The organism is Streptomyces sp. NPDC002671 (assembly GCF_053592475.1).
Genome location: NZ_JBSFVU010000014.1, coordinates 185,111 through 203,052, shown reverse-complemented (window position 1 = coordinate 203,052; position 17,942 = coordinate 185,111). Strand labels below are relative to the sequence as shown.

Genomic DNA, 17,942 nt, shown 5'->3' with positions numbered 1-17,942 from the left:
TGCTGCCACGCAAGATCCTTACGCTTCACCGGAGTTATGCCGGTCATTCGAAGCGGGTGGTGTCTCCCGCGCCGCGCCGCACGATCTCCGCCTCGCCGCCGGAGAAGTCCACCACCGTGGTCGGCTCGGTGCCGCAGTCGCCGGAGTCGACCACCGCGTCCACGGAGTGGTCGAGCCGGTCCTTGATCTCCCAGCCCTGGGTCAGCGGCTCCTCCTCGTCCGGCAGCAGCAGCGTGCTGGACAGCAGCGGCTCGCCCAGCTCGGCGAGGAGCGCCTGGGTGACCACATGGTCGGGGATACGCACGCCCACCGTCTTCTTCTTCGGATGCTGCAGCATGCGCGGCACCTCGCGGGTGGCCGGGAGGATGAAGGTGTAGCTGCCGGGGGTCGAGGCCTTGATGGCCCGGAACACGTCGTTGTCGACGCGCACGAACTGGCCGAGCTGCGCGAAGTCCCGGCACATCAGAGTGAAGTGGTGCCGGTCGTCCAGATGGCGGATCGAGCGGATCCGGTCGATGCCGTCCCGGCTGCCCAGCCGGCAGCCCAGCGCGTAACAGGAGTCGGTGGGGTATGCGATGAGTGCCCCCGAGCGCACCGCGTCGGCGATCTGGGCGATGCTGCGCGGCTGCGGGTTCTCGGGGTGCACGTCGAAGTACTTCGCCATCTGCCGAGCTTATGCCGTGTGCCGGTGCCGACGGCGGAGGACGGGCGGGAGCCCGGTCGGGTAGGGTCCACGTTCGTTCACCAGGTCGAATGATGACGTCGATGCGATGACGTCGGTGTGATGACGTCGGTGTGATGACGTCGGTGTGATGACTTCGATGCGATGACGAGGAGAGGGGACCGTGACCGGCAGACCCGACGAGGGCCCGGGTGCGCAGGAGCCGTACGGCACCGACGGCGCATGGGCGCGGCAGTTGCTCGACCAGCTCCGCCCGGGCGGGCGTGACCCGCGCCGGGTGGTCGCCTGGCTGGCCCGGACCGTCGGCGCGACGGTCAGCCTCCGGGACGCGGGCGGCGCCCTGCTCGCCGGAGACCGCCTGCGGCTCGATCCCTCCGTGGTCGCCGAGATCGCCGCCGGCCGGATCTCCGCCGCCGCCGTGCAGGACGGCGAACGGCACGTACGGCTCGTCGGGATACGGCACTCCGAGCGGGGCCCGGCGGCCGGCGCGGTGCTGGCCGTAGCCCGCCCGGCCCCCTTCGACCGGCAGCTCTCCGAGATCCTGAGGTACACCGCTGGTGCCCTGGAACTGCTGCTGAGGGAAAGGGAGCTGACGGCCTCCGGGCACCGGCTGCGGCAGGCCGCGGCGGACCTGCGACTGGCCATCCTGCAACTGCTCATGGTGGAGGACACCGTCTCCGCCCGCCGCGTCGCCGCGGGCCTGTGGCCCGGTCTGCTGGCCGAGGACAGCGCCCACGTGTACGTCGTCGAGGGCTCGCCCGCCGAACGGGACCAGCTCGCCGAGGAGTGCGTGGACGTCACCGGCGACCAGGCGCTGGTCGTGCGCTGCCCGGCGATGGACAGTCACGTCATCGTCGTCAGCGCGGCACCGGCGACGGGGGAGCGGCTGCGCTCGCTCGTCGGCGGGCGGCCCGGCACCTTCCTCGGCGGCAGCCTCCGGCAGAGCCTCGCCCGCACCGCCACCGGCTACGGGCAGGCCGTCAGCGCCCTCGCCGTCGCCCACTTCAGCCCGGACCACGCCGCCGTCTACGCCGAACGCACCCACCCCGAACGGCTGATGGACCCCGGCGCGCTGCGCGCCTGGTCCGCCGAGGTGCTCCGCCCGCTGGACACCCTGCCGCACCACATCCGCGCCGAACTGCTCGCCACCACCCGGCTGGGCCTGGAGTTCACCGCCGTGAGCGCGGCCAAGGTCCTCGGCGTCAGCCGCAACACCGTTCGCGCCCGCATGGACCGCGTCGCCGCCCTGCTCGGCGTCGACTTCTCCGTCCTCACCGTCCGCGCCGCCGCCCACCTCGCCGTCAACACCGCGGCGACGGGCAGCCCGTACGACCCCGACCGTACGGACGTACCCGCGCCCGGCCCGACAGGCCTCGGCGACCTGCTCGGCGGTGTCGAACTGGCCTGCTGGGCCCGGAAGCTGCTGGGCCGTCTCGACACGGACGGCCGTGACCTGCGCGGCACCCTGCGTGCCTGGCTCGCCGCCGACGCGAACGCCGAACGGGCCGCCCGCGCGCGAGGCGTGCACGCGCAGACCGTCCGGGAACACACCCGGGCCGCCGAACCCGTCCTGGAACGGCAGCTGCTGGCGGCCGGCACCGATCTGTACGAGGTCGTCCTGGCCCATCTGGCCATCGGCGACCTTCCCGTGCCGGCGCTCAGCCGGGCAAACCATAACCATCCGGACTCACCTGTGCACTGGTGAGCCCCGCACGCGCCACGGCGGGCACCGGTGCGCTACCCCACGGTGAAAACCGCACGTAAGTTCTGGAGTCCGCGGGGCGCGACTGGGACGGGGGTCCGGTCGGGTCCCCGCGCTCAGCTCTCAGCTCGTCGGCGGTGCCTCACCGGGCCGCCGGTGCGGCCTGCAGGTCGAACACGTGCCCGGGGGACAGGATCTTCGTGATCGCCTCGCCGAACACGGTGCTGGGCTCCTGGCCCTTGTAGTTGATGTCCGTGTTCAGGAGCACGACCAGCCTCGTCCGCGTGGCCGGCAGATACACGGTCAGGGTCTCGTAGCCCGGCAGCGAGCCGTTGTGGCCGATCCAGCCATGGACATCGAAGATGCCCAGCCCGTACCCGACGCCCGGGATCGGGGTCGCCGGCATGGTCAGCCGCTGCTTCTGCATCTCGCGGCTGATCATCCGCTTCCCGTCCGGGAACCGGCCCGTGGCGACCGTGCGCGACCAGGTGCGCAGGTCCTGTTGCGTCGAGATCATCGCGCCGGCCGCCCAGCCCCAGGACGGGTTCCAGTCGGTCGTGACGGCGACCTTCCCGTTCGCCGTCTGGTCCGTGTAGCCCTGCGCGTGCGGGGAGGGGAACTCGTTGCCCGTGGGGAACACCGTGTGCTTCATGCCCGCCGGATCGAGGATGTGTGCCTTGATGTAGTCCCCGAGGCGCCTGCCGCTCTCCTTCTCCACGACCAGACCCAGCAGGATCAGGTTGGTGTTGGAGTAATCGAACTTCTGCCCCGGCGGGAACAGCACCGGATGCCTGAAGGAGTAGGCGAGCAACTCCTGGGGCGTGAAGGGGCGTTTCGGGTCCGAGGTCAGCGCCTTGAAGAAGCCGTCGTCCTCTGAGTAGTTGAACAACCCGCTGCGCATACCGGCCAGCTGACGCAGCGTGATCTCCTCCCCGCTGGGCACACCGTCGACATACTTGCCGATCGGATCGTCCAGACCGACCTTCCCCTGATCCGCCAGCTGAAGCAGTGCGGTCACCGTAAACGTCTTGGTCTCGCTGCCGATGCGCATGTACAGGTCCGTGGCCATCTTCCTACCGGTGCGCTTGTCGGCGACACCGAACGCGCGGACGTAGTCCGGCTGTCCGGGCGTCCAGATCCCGACGGTCACACCGGGCACGTTCGCCTCGTGCAGCACCTTCCGTACGGCGGCGTCGAGTTGGCGCGCCACGCCCGGGGTGAGGCTGCGGACGCCCGGCCCCGAAGGAGCCGGGCTGGGCGAGCCGGCGGCGAGGGCGGCGGGTACGGACGCGGGCGCCGCCGAGACGGGACCGGCGGCGAGCGGTGCCAGCAGCGTGCCTGCCGCGAGGGCGACCGCGGCCCCCCTGCGCAGGCGTGCGGAGGTCTTCGACATGGGCTGACTCCAAGCACGTGAGAGCCGAACGTGCGGTGGGCGTGAAGACGTCGAAGCTCGTCCCAGCCAGGATAGGAGCGCCCAACCTGAGCCGCTACTTCCCGCACATCGGAGCGAGCGCCGTCAGCGCGCCGTTGGCCCCCCGCAGCGCCGCCTCCAGGCTGCCGGGCGAGTGCAGCGTGCCGGTGCCGTCGGGCGGGACCAGCCACTCCAGGTAGCGGGCGCGCCGGTACGGCGGCGGTACGGCGACCCAGGAACCCTTGGTCGCGTATCGCAGACCGGCGCCCACCCACCCCCCGGACGGATCGGGCGGCAGGAAGAAGCCGACCCGTCCGGCCACCGTGTCCACCAGCGTGGGTCCTGGCACCGGCGGCGCCGGCCGCCACAGCAGGTCCAGGGTGAGCATTCCGAGCCGCTCGGGCACGCTCAGCACGTCCCAGAACCGGCCCGCCTCCAGCAGCGCGGTGCCCTCACCGTGGTCCCACTCCCATTTGCAGGCGCGCGGGTCGGCCGCCGCCGCGGCGAGCCACTCCACGCCCCGCATCAACATCGTGTTCGTCATGCACTGCTCCGGGTGATCCTCGTTCGTCCGACATGAGGGAAGGGAACGGCCGTGTCCGGGCACTTGGTGCGGTTGCACGCCAACCCGGCATATGCATGCTCGTAGATATTTCTACGTGGCGGAAGGGGTGGCGAAGCATGGCGTTTGCGGTGCGATGTTCGAACTCCGAGTGTCGGTTCGTCGATGGAGGGAGTCGAGGGTGGGGGTGTGGGTCGTGGGCTCAGGCCGGGGGCAGCGACAGCAGCAGCATGGTCACGTCGTCGCGTACGTCGTACCGCGGGACCAGCTCCGCCCACACCTCACCGGGCAGCTCGGCCGGGTCCGGGTCCGGGCCGGCGAGGGCGGCCAAGCGCTCGGTCAGCGGATAGAAGGCGTCGGCGTGGTCCCGGGCCTCCCACACGCCGTCGGAGGCCAGGAACAGCAGGTCACCCCGGTCCAGCGCGAGCGTGACCTCCTTCGGCGGATCGGCCCCGACCAGGCCGACCCCGAGCGGCGGCGCCGGGGCGACCGAGACCTCCCGGGCGCACCCCTGGCGCAGCAGGACGGGCGCGGGATGACCGCAGGCCACCACCCGCACCGCGGCCAGGTCGGCGGAGAACTCCAGCAGCACCGCGGTCGCGAACAGCTCCGCGTACCGTACGTCCCGCGAGTCCACTGCCAGCCTGCGGTCCATCTGGGCCGCGACCGACTCCAGGTCCGGCTGGTCGAGCGCCGCCTCCCGGAACGCCCCCAACAGCGACACCACCGTCGCCACCGCCGACAGCCCGTGCCCCTGCACGTCGCCCATCACCGCCCGGACGCCGTACGGCCCCTCCCGCACGTCGAAGAAGTCCCCGCCCACCAGCGTGCCGTCCTGCGCGGCCCGGTACAGGCCCGCGCACCTGAGCGGCCCGACCCGTTTCGGCACGGATGGCAGCACGGCCCGCTGCACCGCCTCGGCGATGCTGCGCTCGGTGACCAGCTGGGCGTCGCGGTGACTGCGCACGTACGACACGAACACGCTCAGCACTGCCACGAACATGATGGTCAGCAGGTCGGTGTTGCCGGGCCGGTTGAGATGCGTGGCCGGTATGTTCAGCAGCCCCACGACCAGGAGGCCGAGGACGCCGGTGGCGAGCGGCCCGTACGACAGCACGGCCAGCGGCGGGATGGCGCCCAGCAGGAAGCCGAGATCGCTGGCGTGTGGGGTGACCGACGCGGCTGCGGCCACGAGCACCAGCAGCAGCACGGGCAGCACCCGCACCCACCGCGGCGGCGGTGCGCCCCGCAACCAGCCGCGGTCCTCCTCGTAGCGACGCGACGACCTGCCGCGCTGCGGCCTCACATGCCCACGCTACGCCGGAGCCCGGAAAAGCGGTGGACGTTGGTGCGGGCGTCCGCATAGCGTGTGCGAGCACGCCCGAGACGGACGGAAGAAGGAGGCGAGCGTCATGTTCACACCCATCCCGCGCTCCCCCCTCCCCGTCCCTTGGGCATGTCACGGCTGACCGGGAGCGCTCCACGCAGTTCGCATCCCGGAGGATTCCTTGACCGCTGTGGTCATCCGCGCGCTCGACGAGAGCAGTGCGCACCTGTTCGACGCCCTGCCCGACCCGCTCGGCCTGGCTGATCGGCACCGCACCACCCGCTACCGCCCCGACTGGCAGCGCGTCGCCCTGCGCGACGGCCGGGTCGTCGCCCGGGCCGCCTGGTGGGCCCGGCCCGAGGACACCGAGCCCCTTCTGATCAACTGGTTCGACGTGGCCGAAGGCGAGGCCGACGCGGGAGCCGAGCTCCTGCGGACCGCGCCCTGGCAGGTCGCCGAACTCGAACTCGACCTTCGCGCCGGCTGGCGCGACACCCCGCACCTGCGAGCCGCCGTCGACGAGCGCACGGCCGCCGTGCGCATGGCGGGGTACGAACCGCTGGTCGACCGCTTCCTCTACCGCTGGACCCCGGACCAGGGCCTGCCCGAGCGTCCCGCCCGCCTCGTCTACTCCGCCGAACCGGACGACGGCGTGTTCTTCGACGCCCTGCGCCGCATCCACTCCGTCACCCTGGACGCCCACGCGCTCCGGGCCATCGAACAGGGCGGAGTGGAGCAGGCGGCCCAGGAGGAGATCGACATCTTCCGGTGGTTCCCGTCACCGCGCGAGTGGTGGCAGACGGCCCGCACGCCCGAGGGCGACCTGGCCGGCATCCACATCCCCGCACGCAATTCGAGCGGGCCCTGCATCGGCTTCATCGGCGTCCTCCCGGAACACCGCGGCCACGGATACGCCTACGACCTGCTCGCCGAGTGCACCCACTATCTGGCCGAACGGGGCGCCGAGTTCATCGCGGGCGCCACCGACCAGGGCAACTTCCCCATGGCCGCGCACTTCACCAAGGCCGGCTACCCCGTTGTACGCGAACGCCGCAACTTCTGGGCGGCCGACGCTGTCCGTGCCGGGTGACACGCTGACGGCGCGGTGACCGACGGCCCCGGCTTCGCCGCCGTCCGGCGAGCCCTATGCGGCGCCGCCGTTCAGCCGGGCCTGCGCCATCGCCAGGATCTCGGTGACGCGCAGGGCGAAGGCGGCGTCGCAGGGATGGGGGCGGCCCGTGCCGGCGGCGGTCAGCAGGGCGTCCATGGCGCGGGCGAGGGCGGCGACCGGGGCTTCGGTGCCCCTCGGCAGGAGCGCCACCCCGGACTCGCCCCGCAGCTCGACCTCCGCCCCGGCCGCCGCCGGAGGGGCCGTCAGGCTCAGGGTCAGCGTGCTCGACGCGCCGGTGGCGTGGTCGAGGACCAGGTGCACGGTGTCCGCGGGGCCGTGCGCCGCCGCCATGACCTGCCGTACGTCGCCGAGGACCGGCAGCAGCACGGACAGGGCGTGCGGGCCCACGTCCCACAGCGCGCCCTTCTCCCGCCGCCACGGCGAGGCCGCGAACGGGCTGTCGCTCGTGAACACCGCGCCGAGCCACTGCGCCCGGGCGGTGAACCAGCCTCCCAGGGAAGCCTGTTCCTCCATCCAGGCCTCCGGTTCCTGCTGGAAGCGCGTGGTGAAGAACACCACCGACGCCACCCCGGCCCGGTCCACCGCCTCCACCACCGCCCGCCCCTCGGCGACCCCCAGCGCCAGTGGCTTGTCAAGCAGCAGATGGCGGCCCGCCCGTGCCGCCCGCACCGCCAACTCGGCCTGCACGGACGGCGGCAGCGCCACCGCCACCGCGTCCACGTCGGCCAGCAGGGCGTCCACCTCGTCATACGCCCGCACGCCGTACTGCACGGCCAGCGCGGTCGCCGCGTCCGGCCGGCGGCCCCACACCCCGGCAAAGTCCAGGCCGGGGTGTCCGGCGAGCGCCGGGGCGTAGGCCGCCTGGGCCCACGGGCCGGTTCCCAGCAGTCCGATCCGCATGTCGCGTTCCCTCCTCCGAGCCGTTCCCCGCTCGCTCAACGCCCGCTGCACCTTCAAGATGCCGTGCCCGGGCCGCCGTCGGCACCCATGCCCGCCGGACCTCCCTCCTCCGCAAGCCACTTGGCGATGGTCGCCGCGATCGGCTGACCGGTGTCCATCTCGACGAAGCCGAACTGGCCGGACTGGTTGCACTCCAGGAACCACCAGATCCCGTCGGCGTCCTCCGCGAAGTCGAAGGCGCCGTATGCCAGTCCGGCGCCCCGCAGGTAGCGCAGGACGCCCTCGGCGACGCGCGGGGCCACGTCGACGGGGTGCCAGGGGGAGACCGACCGGGCGAACCGGACGTCCACCTCGTCGGGGCCGGCGTCCGGGTCGGCCGGCTTGCGCGCGGCCAGCAGCGTGTCGCCGACGACGGTGAGCCGGATGTCGGCCCGCTTCACGATGCGCCGCTGCAGCAGGGTCGGGCCGTAGGCGACCGCGGCGAAGTCGGCGTCCGGCGCGACCCGGCTGGTCGGTACCGCCCGCGGCGGCTCCTGCGGATGGGCTCCGGACACCGGCTTGACCACCAGGTCCGGGAAGCGTTCCGCGAACTCCCGGGCTGCCTGCGGGAACGTCGTGATGAGCGTGGCCGGCACCGGGAGTCCGCTGCGCTGCGCGAGACGCAGCTGCCAGGGCTTGTGGCGGGCGCGTTGGGCGGCGTCCGGATGGTTCATCCAGCGTGCGTCCGTGCAGCGCAGCATGCCGTACAGGGCCTGCGCCGACTCCTCGGTCAGCCAGGCCGACGGCTGCGCGGCACGGGCGGCCGGGTCGCCCGGCCTGCGCACCCAGATCGAGCGCAGGCCGTTCATGCTTACCAGGCGCCCGCCGACGGACAGGTGTCCACCACAGGCGCCCTGCACGTACTCGCCGGACAGCGCCACCCCATTGGTGAGGTCGGCGGGGTTCAGGCGGACCACGGGCACGCCGGTCTCGGTCAGCCGGAGGACCACCATGTCCGCCGTCACATCTTCTTCGCTCGTCAGGATGAGCACGGTCATCTGTCGTACGCCCGAAGTTCAGTCGTCGAAGTGCGTCTTGGAGCCGGCCGTCGACGTCGTCGTGCCCAGCGCTCTCAAGGTCGCGTGGTCGGTGGCCGCGATCCGCCCGTCCGGGAGGACGTTCAACTGCAGTCCGGAGTCGTACGCGTACGGAGTGGTGACGTCCAACTGCACAGCGGGCCGCGCGTAGTTGAGCGTGAACGGTTGCATGGTCTCTCCCTGATTCGGCTTTCACGTCCTTATACGAATCGAACGAGTGGTTGGTTTCCTTACACTGCGTGACCAGCGTGCGAGAGGGTGCCAAGAAGGTCTTGTGGAGAGGGTAAGGAGAATGTGCCGGAACAAGGAAACAACAAAACGTTGGGCCGTTGGCGGGCCGGGATAGCATGCCCGCATGGCACATGACACGCACGATGTGGCCCGGTCCCGGCTGGCCGCCCTCACGGCGGGACCCGCCGCCGACAGTGCCCCGGCGCACCGGGTCGCCGAGGACGCGGCACTCCTCGGCCGGCTGCTGGCGGCGACCGGCCGGCCTCGGGCCGACGCCGGCAATGTGCCGCAGATCACGCCCGACGACATCGGTGCGGCCCTCAGCCTCTTCGACGGACTGCGGCTCCAACTGGACCGGCTGGAGAGCCAGGTGGTGATGGAGGCGCGCCGCCGCGGTATGGACTGGCGGCAGATCGCCCAGCACCAGGGGCTGAACTCCTCCCAGGCCGCCTCGCAGCGCCACCAGCGGCTGACGACCCGGCTCGAAGAGATCCGCCAGGGTGTCAGGTAGAAAGACGGTTGTGGAAATGACGGACCAGCCCGACGAGCTGTTCGCGGCGGTGGACTCCCTGCTCGCCGCCGTCGACGGCGGCACCGTGCTGCCCGCCCCGGCGGAGCGGACCCGCCTGCGCGAGGCAGCCGGCCTGACCCAGGCCGCCGTCGCACAGGCCCTAGGCGTACGCGTCCCCAGCATCCAAGCCTGGGAAGCGGGCCGCGCCGAACCGAAGGACGACCGCAGAGAGGCCTACCGCCGCCTCCTCGACGGTCTGGCGACCCGCTACCCGGCACCCCCCACCGTCCCCGCAGCACCGGCGGAGCCGACGGCGGGCACGACGCAGGGGCCGGAGGGCCGGGAGCCGGGTCATGCTGAGGCTGGTCCGGACCATGGGGAGTCGGCAGGGGCTGTTGCTCGTCCGCGTGTCTCGCCGTCGCCCCAGGCCGCGCATGCCCCCACCCCCGTACCCGACGCCCGCCCGGCCGCGCGCCCTGTCTCCCGCACCGCCGCCCCCTCCCGCCCCGCTGCCAGGAAGGCCGCCCCCGGCGCAGCCCGTACGGCGGCCGGGGGCGGCGACCCCCGCTTCGCGCACGGGCCGCTCGCCGTCGTCGACGTGGATGACGACGGCCGGGTGAGCGCGTACTGCGTCGGCGGTCTGGTGCTCGACGTGCCCGCCAAGTCGCTGTCCGCGCTGGTGGAATGGACGCTCGCCGAGGCGCGGCTCGGGCAGTCCCGGCTGCACCGGTCCGGCAAGGACGCCGACCCCCTGGTCGTCCTGACGGAATCGGCGTGCGTGCGCTACGGGCTGCCGACGCGGCTGACCGACGAGGAGCGGCTGGCCGGACGGATCGCGGACACGCACACGGTGGTCCGGCAGGTGCAGAAGGCCGACTGGCGGCTCACCAGGCGCGGCTTCGGACCGTGGGCCCGGATCTACCGCCCCGCCGAGGGCGGCCGGCGCAACTGTGTCCAGCTGTGCCTGCCGTCCTGGCACGCCCTGGACGCCCGGTACTGGGGCGACGCGGCCACGCTGCCGCCCGCCGAACTCGCCCGCGTCCTCGGTGTCTACGCCACCCGCGTGCTCACCCCGCGTGGTTCCACCGCCGTCACCGGCCTGGAGCTGATGACCGCCCTGCATCCGCCGACCCGCGCCGCGAAGGACGAGCACGGCCAGTGGGCGTCCGCGCCGAACCCCGGCGCCCTGGCCGAGGCCGTCGACTGCGCGCCCTGCGAGGCCCCGGACGGTCACCCGCTCCTCGCCCACCTGCCCCGCTTCCACCAGCGCACCCCGAGCGAGATGCTCGTCGAGGAGGCGTACGACTGGGCCCGGCCGCTGACCGACGAGGAGTGCATGCAGCCGTACCTGGTCGGCATCGACGTCAACATGGCGTTCGCCGCAGCCGCCAACCGCACCGTCGTCGGCCTCGGCGCTCCGCGGCACGTGCACAACCCGGACTTCGACCCCGCGCTGCCCGGCTCCTGGCTTGTGGACCTCTCCCACATCCGCCTCGACCCCCGGCTGCCGAGCCCCTTCACCCCGCACGGCGAGCCGCCCGAGGGCCCCGCCTGGTACGCGACGCCCACCGTCGCGTACGCGCTCGAACTCGGCTACCAGGTCGCCCCGTTGGAGGCGTACGTCCGCCCCGAGCACGGCCCGTACCTGGACGCCTGGTACACCAGGCTCCGCGACGCCTACATCGCCACGATGGCCGACCTCGGAGTCACCACCGGCATGGCGCCCGAGGACTTCCTGTCCGCGATGGCCGGGCACAAGAGCAGCGACCCGCACCTCGCGCTCGTCCTCGCGGCGATCAAGGCCACCGTCAAGGGCGGCATCGGCAAGCTGCGCGAGCGGGCCCGCTCCGGCTGGCGGCCCGGCGAGCGCTGGGCGGCACTGGACCGGCCGACCTGGCGGCCCGACATCCGGGCGGCCGTCATCTCCACGGCCCGGGTCAACATGCACCGCAAGATGCTCAACCTGGCTCGCGCCACCGGCCAGTACCCGGTCGCGGTGCTCTCCGACTGCGCGGTGTACGCCTCCGCCGGCCCGACCCCGCTCGACTTCCTGCCGTACCGCGGCGGCAAGCCGCTGCCCGGCGGCTTCCGGATCGGCGTGAGCCCCGGCATGGTCAAGCACGAGGGCACGCAGAGCGTCCTGTGGGCGGAGGGGCTGCGCGAGGAGCACGGTGACCACCTCAACCTGGCCCGCTACATCAAGTCCGGGCAGATCACCGCCCCGGACGAGGGGGAGTAGCCCGCCCCGCGGCTCCTCGGTCCCCTTGGCTCATTGGGCGAGTGCTCCGCCCGCCGCCGCGAGGGTCTGTTCGACGTAACCGCGGCCGAACAGCACCACGTGCACCAGCAGCGGGAAGAGCTGGTGCAGTCCGACCCGCTGCCGCCAGCCGTCGGCCGGCGGGGAGACCTCCTGGTACCCGGCCAGCACCCGCTCCAGCTGCGGACAGCCGAACAGCTGGAGCATCGCCAGGTCCGTCTCCCGGTGCCCGCCGTGCGCGGCCGGGTCGATCAGCTGGACCTCGCCGTCGGCGCCCCACAGCACGTTGCCGTTCCACAGGTCGCCGTGCAGCCGCGCGGGCGGCTCGGCGGGCCCGGCGAGGTCCGGGAGCCGCTCGCAGACCCGCTCGACGGGGGCGGCCTCGCCCGCGCCGAGGGTGCCCGCGTCGACCGCCGCCCGCAGATACGGCAGCAGGCGGTGCTCGGCGTACCAGCGCGGCCACTCCCCGTCCGGGACGTTGCGCATGGGGGCGAGGCCGATGTACGCGTCCTCGGGTCCGCCGGGCGGCGGCGCCCCGAACGCGGGTGCACCGGCGGCGTGCAGCGCGGCCAGTGCCTGGCCGAAACACAGCGCTGCCTCGGGGCCGGGATGCCCGGTCGGGACCCGCTCGGTCACCATCCAGCGCTCGTCGTGGCCGAGTACCTCCGGCACCCGCACCGCCCCCGCCCCGGCCAGCCACCGCAGCCCCGCCACCTCCGCGCGTACGGCGCCGGGGGCGTGGCCACCCTTGACCATCACCACCGTCCCGCCGTCCAGCGCGACTTCGGCGGGCGACCCGGACGGCCTTCGCGCACCGGTGACCCGGCGCCCGGTGAGCCGGGCCGCCGCCCTTGCCGGATCCTCGTCTTGGTTGACCACGGCCCCAGGGTACGACCGCAATCAAGTACCCCTCCTCGGTACTTCGACGTTTGCTACGACTGTTTTCAGTCAATCCCCGGTAGTTACTACCCGTGTTGATCCGGTACGGCTAGCGTGAGCGGCGCCGCGTCGCCACACCAGGGGCACAGGGCCCCGCCGGGACTAGCGCGCGGCGGAGGGTTTTCCCCTTGACCACAGCATCCGTGCTGATGGCCGACGTCTTCGAAGTCCAGCCCTACACCTCCCACTGCGAGGTCATCCTCGGCGAGGGCGCACACGCCGTGATCGGTGTGTCCCCGGGCAACAGCTACTTCTCCGCCCAGCGCCTGCACGACCTCGCCCGCTGGGGACTGGACCACTTCGACAGGGTCGACTTCGTCTACACCGACCTGTACGTGACCGAGATGTACGAGGCCTGCGGATACCCGCCGGACGACGCCCGCCGCAAGGCCGTGAAGAACCTGCGCGGCGTGCGGGCCAAGGTCCGTGACGCCGTGTCGGCGGCCGACCCGGACGGCACCCGGTGCGACTGGCAGCCGATGTCCGCCTTCCGCACCAACCCCGCCTACCAGGACATCCACCGGCAGCTGACCGGCCGACTACAGACTGACGCGGAGTTCCGCGCCGTCTGCAACGCCCTGGTCGGCCGGTTCCTGCACGCCCGGGGGGAGGAGGCGACCGAGCGGCAGCGCGCCGTGTGCCTGGAGTACGTATGCGCCGAGGCCCCGCTGTTCCTCGACACCCCGGCCATCCTCCAGGTGCCCTCCTCGCTCAACTGCTACCACCAACTGCTGCCGATGGCTGAGCTGTTGTACTCCCGCGGCGCCGGTCTGCGCGCCTCCCGCAACCAGGGCCACGCCATCGTCACCCCCGTCGCCCTGGAAGGAGCCGCGGCATGACCACCGCCCCCGACATCCGCACCGAAGCGCCGCTGCTGGACTTCCCGTTCTCCTGGGACGGCACCCGGGTGCCCGCCGAGGTCGAGGAGCTGCGCGCCGCCACCCCCGTACGGCGCGTGCGGACCATCGCCGGCGACGAGGCCTGGCTCGTGTCGTCGTACGAGCTGTGCGCACAGGTGCTGAAGGACGACCGGTTCTCGCTCAAGGACACCTCCGCCCCCGGCGTGCCCCGGCAGTACGCGCTCACGATCCCGCCCGAGGTCGTGAACAACATGGGCAACATCACCGGGGCCGGGCTGCGCCGGGCGGTGATGCGGGCGCTCAACCCGAAGGCGCCGGGGCTCTTGGTCTGGCTGCGCGAGGAGGCTCACCGCCTGGTGGACCGGCTGGTGGCCGAGGGGCCCACGGCCGACCTGCGCGGCGCGTTCTGTGAGCCGTACTCGGCGGGCATGCACTGCCGCATCCTCGGCATCCCGCAGACCGAGGCGCCGGGGTTCCTGCGCAGCCTCGACATCGCCTTCATGAACGCGCCGTGCCCGATCACGGGCGCGAAGATCAACTGGGACCGGGACCTCGCCCGGATGACGACCCTGCTCGACGACCCCGCCACCCACGGGCTCATGGGCGAACTCGCCGCCCTGCGCGAGGACCCCGACTACGCCCACCTGACCGACGAGATGCTGGCCACCGTCGGCGTCACCATGTTCGGCGCCGGGACCATCTCCACCTCGGGCTTCCTCGCCATGGCCCTGGTCCACCTGCTCACCCACCCCATCGCCCGCGACCTCCTGCGGGACCGCCCCGACCTGATCGGCCCGGGCGTGGAGGAACTGCTGCGGGTGAACCTCTCCATCGGCGACGCCCTGCCCCGCCTCGCCCTGGACGACGTCCGGCTCGGCGAGGTCCAGGTGCGCCGCGGCGACCTCGTGCTAGTCCTGGTGGAGGGCGCGAACCTCGACCCGGAGAAGTTCCCCGACCCGCACCGTTTCGACGTCCACCGCGACAACACCGCCGACCACCTCTCCTTCGGAGGCGGGGCCCACTACTGCCCCGCGACCGCGCTGGGCCGGGCGCACGCCGGGATCGCCCTGGAGGTCCTCCTCGACCGGCTGCCGGATCTCGCGCTCGCCGTGCCGCCCGGACAACTGGTCTGGCGCACCGGCTTCATGAAGCGCATCCCCGAGCGGCTGCCGGTGACCTGGTAGGCGTACGGCGTCCCCGGCCCGGTACCCCGGGCGGGGGACGCCGGCGTACGACGGCCGTCAGCCGCCGGTGGCGTACGACCGGGTCACCCCGACGGGGTTGCCCGGGTGCAGCAGCCCCGAGTCCTCGACGGCACGGGCCAGCGGCTCCAGCAGCCCGGCGAGCCGCGAGGCGCGGTCGGCGCCCAGGGCGGTCCACGGCCGCTCGGCCGCCGCGTCGGTCAGCGCCTCGACGTCCGCGCGCAGGGCCGCCCCGGCCGGGGTGGGCGAGCCGTCCTCCGCGAGAAGGCCGTCCGCGCGCAGCCGGGCCACGGCGGCGTCCCAGTCCGTCTGCTCCAGCTTCCGGGTCTCCCGCAGGAACGCCGCGTCGGACTCTTGGGCCGCCGCCTTGAGGACCATGGCCTCGACCGGGCCGAGCCCCCGGCTCACCAGCGCCGCGATGTGCCCGTCACCGCGGTGCTCCCGCAGGGTCGTCGCCGCCTGCCACAGCCGCGCGGCGGGCCGCTCCGGGCGGTCCAGCGCCTGGTTCGCACCGCCCAGCACCCGGCCGGGCACGTCGGCCGCTGCCGCCGCCTCCCAGGCGAGGTCCGCCGCCTCCGCGAACTCCGCGGAGCCCACGACGTCCGGACCGACAAGGCGGGTCATCGCGGCGTCCATGGCCTCGGACCGGGCCGTCAGCACGTCCGCCGGAGCGGCGTACGTCCAGGCGTCCGGCAGCGCACGTGCCACCCGCGAGGGGTCGAAGACGTAGAAACAGCTCGTCACGACGGACGGGCCGACCGCGCCGAGCGGCGCTGCGCGCAGTGCGAAGTACCCCATCCAGTAGCCGCGCAGCCCGAGTGCGTCCGCCGCCGCGCGCGCCTCCGGCGCGAAGTACACGAGATCGTGCACCGGCTCGTACCGCTCCCACATGGCTCGCGCCATCCCGTCCGCCACTGCTTCCTCCCACCGCATCGGCCTGCCGTGCTCTCGGGACCAGCCTGCGTTATGACGGCGGTCATAACAAGACCTTCAGGACGGGCGGCTCATCGGGCAGGCGCTGGGGCAGATGGGTGGTGCAGTGACCCGGCTGGGTGGCGCCGAATGGTGCACGGCACGTCACTCACTGACGGTGGTTCATGTCGGGGTCGGTCTGACCAGCTGATGAGGTATCCGCTGACCGGCCACGGCGGAAGGACACCAGATATGCGTTCTGCCCGCATGCTCCTGGCCACCGCGGCAGCCACCGCCGCCCTCGCCTTCGCCACGCCAGGTGCCGCGTTCGCGGTGCCCGCGGGCGACAACGGCGGCCGTGATGATTCCTCGCACAGCCGGGATCAAAACGGCAATCAAGGCAAGAGTGACAAAGGCGACAAGGGTTCCGGCGAGGACGACGAGGGTTCCGGCGGGGGCCGTGACAGCGGCCGTGACGAGGGTTCCGGCGGGAACCGCGGCAGTGGGCGCGACGAGCCGCGTGGCGGCATGCACACGGGTGGCGGTGCCCTCGCCATGGTGAAGGGCGACGACTCGGGCTCCGACCGCGGCGACAGCCGGTTCGACCCCGAGACCTACCGGGACAAGAGCCAGGACAGCGGTCGTGACAACAACAGCGGTCGTGACAGCAACAGCGGTCGTGACAGCAACAGCGGTCGTGACAGCAACAGCGGTCGCGACAGCAACAGCGGTCGCGACAACAACAACGACGGGGGCGAGGACCGCGACAAGCCGAGTGGCGGCATGCACACCGGCGGCGGCGCCCTCGCCACGCCCGGCGTCTCCGCGGGCGGGCTGGCCGTGCTGGCCGTGGGTGCCACCGGCGCCTACGCGCTGCGCCGCCGCAAGGCCGGCGAACCGGCCTCCTGACCGGCTGCCGCGATCCAGGGGCTGCGGGGCTGCCGGCGAGCGCACCACGTCGGCGGCCCGCGCCCCCTGCGGCCCGGAGCCGGCACCGGCGACTCGGGCGCCCGTCGGCGCGCGACTCCCGATCTCGCCGGCTCGATCTCCTGCCGTGATCCCCGTGCTGCCGTGCCCGAGTGAGGTGGTGTCCGATGGCAGCAACTCCCTCCTCCCCGGCCCCCGCCGCACCGGCGCCGGACGAGCCCGGCACCCGCTCCGGCGGGCGGCTGACGATGTGGGGCGTGGCCGCCGTCCTCCTCGCCGTCGGCGTCCTCGGCGGCCATCACGGGGCGAACTTCACCACGGACGCGTCCGCGGGCCAGGCCGACCCGCACCAGGTCGGCAAGGCGCTGCCCAGGTCCGCGCCCACCCGGCTGGTCATCCCGAAGATCTCCGTGAACGCCCCCTTCACCGCCCTGACCATCAACGCCTCGGGCCAGCTCCAGCCGCCGCCCGCGGGCAACACCAACCTCGTCGGCTGGTACTCCGACGGCGCCTGGCCCGGCGAGGCCGGCACCTCGATCATCGCCGGGCACATCGACACGAAGACCTCCGCGGCCGTCTTCGCCAACCTCGACGAACTGAAGCGCGGCGACCGGTTCTCCGTCGAGCGGGCCGACGGGCACCGGGCGGACTTCGTCGTGGACAGCGCCCAGACCTTCGAGAAGGACGACTTCCCCAGCAAGCGCGTGTACGCCGACACACGTCGCCCCGAGGCCCGGCTGATCACCTGCGCGGGGGACTACGACCACTCCGCCAAGGACTACACCGAGAACCTGGTGGTCTTCGCTCACCTCGTGTGAGCCGAGTACCCACTTTTTTGTGGGTACTTGGCAGCCCGGCCCAGCCAGGGGAGGCTGTTTCCCGAGGTCAGGGGCTGCCGTAGGACGGACAGGAGGTGACAGCCGCGGCGCGTCAGGAGGCCGCTTCGCGCTCGCGGAGCCGCTCCAGACGGCGGTGGCCCCACGCGGACACGGGGTCCAGTGCCTCGGCCAGGTCACGGCCGAACGCGGTCAGCGAGTACACGGTCTTCGGCGGCAGCACGTCGTGCACCTCCCGGTGCACCAGGCCGTCCTCCTCCATCTCGCGCAGTGCCTGGGTCAGCACCTTCTCGCTCAGCCCCGGCAGCCCGCGGCGCAGCTCGCCGGGCCGGTGCGGGCCGGACTCCAGCAGCCACAGCAGCGACGTCTTCCACTTGCCGTCGATCACGGCGATCGCAGCGGTCACTCCGCAGACGTTCGGATCCTGGGCACGGCTGCGCGTCATGGTCGTCCTCTTCGGTTGTCCACCGGCCGT

Annotated in this window: 18 protein-coding genes; 8 read left to right on the top strand and 10 right to left on the bottom strand. The window is 72.8% G+C overall.

Annotated features, from left to right (window positions below):
- Nucleotides 1-43 precede the first annotated feature (43 nt).
- The gene (locus ACWD35_RS23060) at nucleotides 44-664 is read right to left on the bottom strand and encodes an L-threonylcarbamoyladenylate synthase (protein WP_451353163.1); all 621 of its coding nucleotides are present in this window, start codon (nucleotides 662-664) and stop codon (nucleotides 44-46) included.
- Between the two features lie 181 nt (nucleotides 665-845).
- Between ACWD35_RS23060 and ACWD35_RS23055 the strand changes: the two genes are divergently transcribed.
- Entirely contained in the window at nucleotides 846-2,387 is a 1,542-nt protein-coding gene (locus ACWD35_RS23055) for a helix-turn-helix domain-containing protein (protein WP_451353162.1), read from the top strand.
- A gap of 139 nt (nucleotides 2,388-2,526) precedes the next feature.
- Here ACWD35_RS23055 and ACWD35_RS23050 read toward each other — a convergent pair whose 3' ends face one another.
- The 3 genes from ACWD35_RS23050 to ACWD35_RS23040 form a co-directional block, all read right to left on the bottom strand.
- Complete coding sequence (locus tag ACWD35_RS23050; RefSeq protein ID WP_451353161.1) at nucleotides 2,527-3,777, bottom strand: serine hydrolase domain-containing protein; 1,251 nt, start codon at nucleotides 3,775-3,777, stop codon at nucleotides 2,527-2,529.
- 94 nt (nucleotides 3,778-3,871) lie between these two features.
- A complete protein-coding gene (locus ACWD35_RS23045) occupies nucleotides 3,872-4,339 on the bottom strand; it encodes a hypothetical protein (RefSeq protein WP_451353160.1) in 468 nt (155 codons plus the stop codon).
- 220 nt (nucleotides 4,340-4,559) lie between these two features.
- Nucleotides 4,560-5,663: a PP2C family protein-serine/threonine phosphatase gene (locus tag ACWD35_RS23040; protein WP_451353159.1), complete on the bottom strand. Its 1,104-nt coding sequence runs from the start codon at nucleotides 5,661-5,663 to the stop codon at nucleotides 4,560-4,562.
- A 202-nt stretch (nucleotides 5,664-5,865) separates the two neighbouring features.
- On the opposite strand from ACWD35_RS23040, the gene ACWD35_RS23035 reads away from it, so the two are divergent.
- The gene (locus ACWD35_RS23035) at nucleotides 5,866-6,774 is read left to right on the top strand and encodes a GNAT family N-acetyltransferase (RefSeq protein WP_451353158.1); all 909 of its coding nucleotides are present in this window, start codon (nucleotides 5,866-5,868) and stop codon (nucleotides 6,772-6,774) included.
- 54 nt (nucleotides 6,775-6,828) lie between these two features.
- On the opposite strand, the gene ACWD35_RS23030 is transcribed toward ACWD35_RS23035, so the two are convergent.
- Genes ACWD35_RS23030 through tgmA form a run of 3 tightly spaced genes read right to left on the bottom strand, consistent with a single transcriptional unit; the run spans nucleotide 6,829 to nucleotide 8,963 of the window.
- On the bottom strand, nucleotides 6,829-7,716 hold the full coding sequence (locus ACWD35_RS23030; RefSeq protein ID WP_451353157.1) for a Gfo/Idh/MocA family protein: 888 nt from the start codon (nucleotides 7,714-7,716) through the stop codon (nucleotides 6,829-6,831).
- 53 nt (nucleotides 7,717-7,769) lie between these two features.
- Nucleotides 7,770-8,753, bottom strand: a complete 984-nt coding sequence (gene tgmB, locus ACWD35_RS23025) for an ATP-grasp ribosomal peptide maturase (RefSeq protein WP_451353156.1) — start codon at nucleotides 8,751-8,753, stop codon at nucleotides 7,770-7,772.
- 18 nt (nucleotides 8,754-8,771) lie between these two features.
- Nucleotides 8,772-8,963, bottom strand: a complete 192-nt coding sequence (gene tgmA / locus ACWD35_RS23020; protein ID WP_020938095.1) for a putative ATP-grasp-modified RiPP — start codon at nucleotides 8,961-8,963, stop codon at nucleotides 8,772-8,774.
- Between the two features lie 184 nt (nucleotides 8,964-9,147).
- On the opposite strand from tgmA, the gene ACWD35_RS23015 reads away from it, so the two are divergent.
- On the top strand, nucleotides 9,148-9,534 hold the full coding sequence (locus ACWD35_RS23015; RefSeq protein WP_451353155.1) for a hypothetical protein: 387 nt from the start codon (nucleotides 9,148-9,150) through the stop codon (nucleotides 9,532-9,534).
- A 16-nt stretch (nucleotides 9,535-9,550) separates the two neighbouring features.
- Nucleotides 9,551-11,773 carry a telomere-associated protein Tap gene (tap, locus tag ACWD35_RS23010; RefSeq protein WP_451353154.1) on the top strand — a complete coding sequence of 741 codons (2,223 nt, stop codon included), beginning with the start codon at nucleotides 9,551-9,553 and terminating at the stop codon, nucleotides 11,771-11,773.
- A 30-nt stretch (nucleotides 11,774-11,803) separates the two neighbouring features.
- Here tap and ACWD35_RS23005 read toward each other — a convergent pair whose 3' ends face one another.
- Nucleotides 11,804-12,670: a fructosamine kinase family protein gene (locus tag ACWD35_RS23005; protein ID WP_451353153.1), complete on the bottom strand. Its 867-nt coding sequence runs from the start codon at nucleotides 12,668-12,670 to the stop codon at nucleotides 11,804-11,806.
- A gap of 188 nt (nucleotides 12,671-12,858) precedes the next feature.
- Between ACWD35_RS23005 and ACWD35_RS23000 the strand changes: the two genes are divergently transcribed.
- Together ACWD35_RS23000 and ACWD35_RS22995 are read left to right on the top strand one after the other, a co-directional pair.
- Nucleotides 12,859-13,569, top strand: coding sequence for a tRNA-dependent cyclodipeptide synthase (locus ACWD35_RS23000; RefSeq protein ID WP_451353152.1), 711 nt, complete (start codon nucleotides 12,859-12,861; stop codon nucleotides 13,567-13,569).
- Nucleotides 13,566-14,774: a cytochrome P450 gene (locus ACWD35_RS22995; RefSeq protein WP_451353151.1), complete on the top strand. Its 1,209-nt coding sequence runs from the start codon at nucleotides 13,566-13,568 to the stop codon at nucleotides 14,772-14,774. Before ACWD35_RS23000 ends, ACWD35_RS22995 begins: the two co-directional genes overlap by 4 nt.
- A 57-nt stretch (nucleotides 14,775-14,831) precedes the next feature.
- Here ACWD35_RS22995 and ACWD35_RS22990 read toward each other — a convergent pair whose 3' ends face one another.
- Nucleotides 14,832-15,695: an SCO6745 family protein gene (locus ACWD35_RS22990; protein ID WP_451353150.1), complete on the bottom strand. Its 864-nt coding sequence runs from the start codon at nucleotides 15,693-15,695 to the stop codon at nucleotides 14,832-14,834.
- A gap of 261 nt (nucleotides 15,696-15,956) precedes the next feature.
- Here ACWD35_RS22990 and ACWD35_RS22985 point away from each other — a divergent pair, with 261 nt between their 5' ends.
- On the top strand, nucleotides 15,957-16,613 hold the full coding sequence (locus tag ACWD35_RS22985; RefSeq protein WP_451353149.1) for a hypothetical protein: 657 nt from the start codon (nucleotides 15,957-15,959) through the stop codon (nucleotides 16,611-16,613).
- A gap of 185 nt (nucleotides 16,614-16,798) precedes the next feature.
- Nucleotides 16,799-17,449, top strand: coding sequence for a class F sortase (locus ACWD35_RS22980; protein ID WP_451353148.1), 651 nt, complete (start codon nucleotides 16,799-16,801; stop codon nucleotides 17,447-17,449).
- 112 nt (nucleotides 17,450-17,561) lie between these two features.
- Here ACWD35_RS22980 and ACWD35_RS22975 read toward each other — a convergent pair whose 3' ends face one another.
- Nucleotides 17,562-17,912, bottom strand: a complete 351-nt coding sequence (locus ACWD35_RS22975) for a winged helix-turn-helix transcriptional regulator (RefSeq protein ID WP_451353147.1) — start codon at nucleotides 17,910-17,912, stop codon at nucleotides 17,562-17,564.
- Nucleotides 17,913-17,942: the final 30 nt, after the last annotated feature.

Bases quoted from the DNA above. Each gene is read 5' to 3' on its own strand.
- ACWD35_RS23045 (WP_451353160.1), bottom strand. From the start codon at position 4,339: ATGACGAACACGATGTTGATGCGGGGCGTGGAGTGGCTCGCCGCGGCG.
- tgmA (WP_020938095.1), bottom strand. From the start codon at position 8,963: ATGCAACCGTTCACGCTCAACTACGCGCGGCCCGCTGTGCAGTTGGAC.
- tgmB (WP_451353156.1), bottom strand. From the start codon at position 8,753: ATGACCGTGCTCATCCTGACGAGCGAAGAAGATGTGACGGCGGACATG.
- ACWD35_RS23050 (WP_451353161.1), bottom strand. From the start codon at position 3,777: ATGTCGAAGACCTCCGCACGCCTGCGCAGGGGGGCCGCGGTCGCCCTC.
- ACWD35_RS22975 (WP_451353147.1), bottom strand. From the start codon at position 17,912: ATGACGCGCAGCCGTGCCCAGGATCCGAACGTCTGCGGAGTGACCGCT.
- ACWD35_RS22985 (WP_451353149.1), top strand. From the start codon at position 15,957: ATGCGTTCTGCCCGCATGCTCCTGGCCACCGCGGCAGCCACCGCCGCC.
- ACWD35_RS23060 (WP_451353163.1), bottom strand. From the start codon at position 664: ATGGCGAAGTACTTCGACGTGCACCCCGAGAACCCGCAGCCGCGCAGC.
- tap (WP_451353154.1), top strand. From the start codon at position 9,551: ATGACGGACCAGCCCGACGAGCTGTTCGCGGCGGTGGACTCCCTGCTC.
- ACWD35_RS22995 (WP_451353151.1), top strand. From the start codon at position 13,566: ATGACCACCGCCCCCGACATCCGCACCGAAGCGCCGCTGCTGGACTTC.
- ACWD35_RS23015 (WP_451353155.1), top strand. From the start codon at position 9,148: ATGGCACATGACACGCACGATGTGGCCCGGTCCCGGCTGGCCGCCCTC.
- ACWD35_RS23030 (WP_451353157.1), bottom strand. From the start codon at position 7,716: ATGCGGATCGGACTGCTGGGAACCGGCCCGTGGGCCCAGGCGGCCTAC.
- ACWD35_RS22980 (WP_451353148.1), top strand. From the start codon at position 16,799: ATGGCAGCAACTCCCTCCTCCCCGGCCCCCGCCGCACCGGCGCCGGAC.
- ACWD35_RS22990 (WP_451353150.1), bottom strand. From the start codon at position 15,695: ATGGCGCGAGCCATGTGGGAGCGGTACGAGCCGGTGCACGATCTCGTG.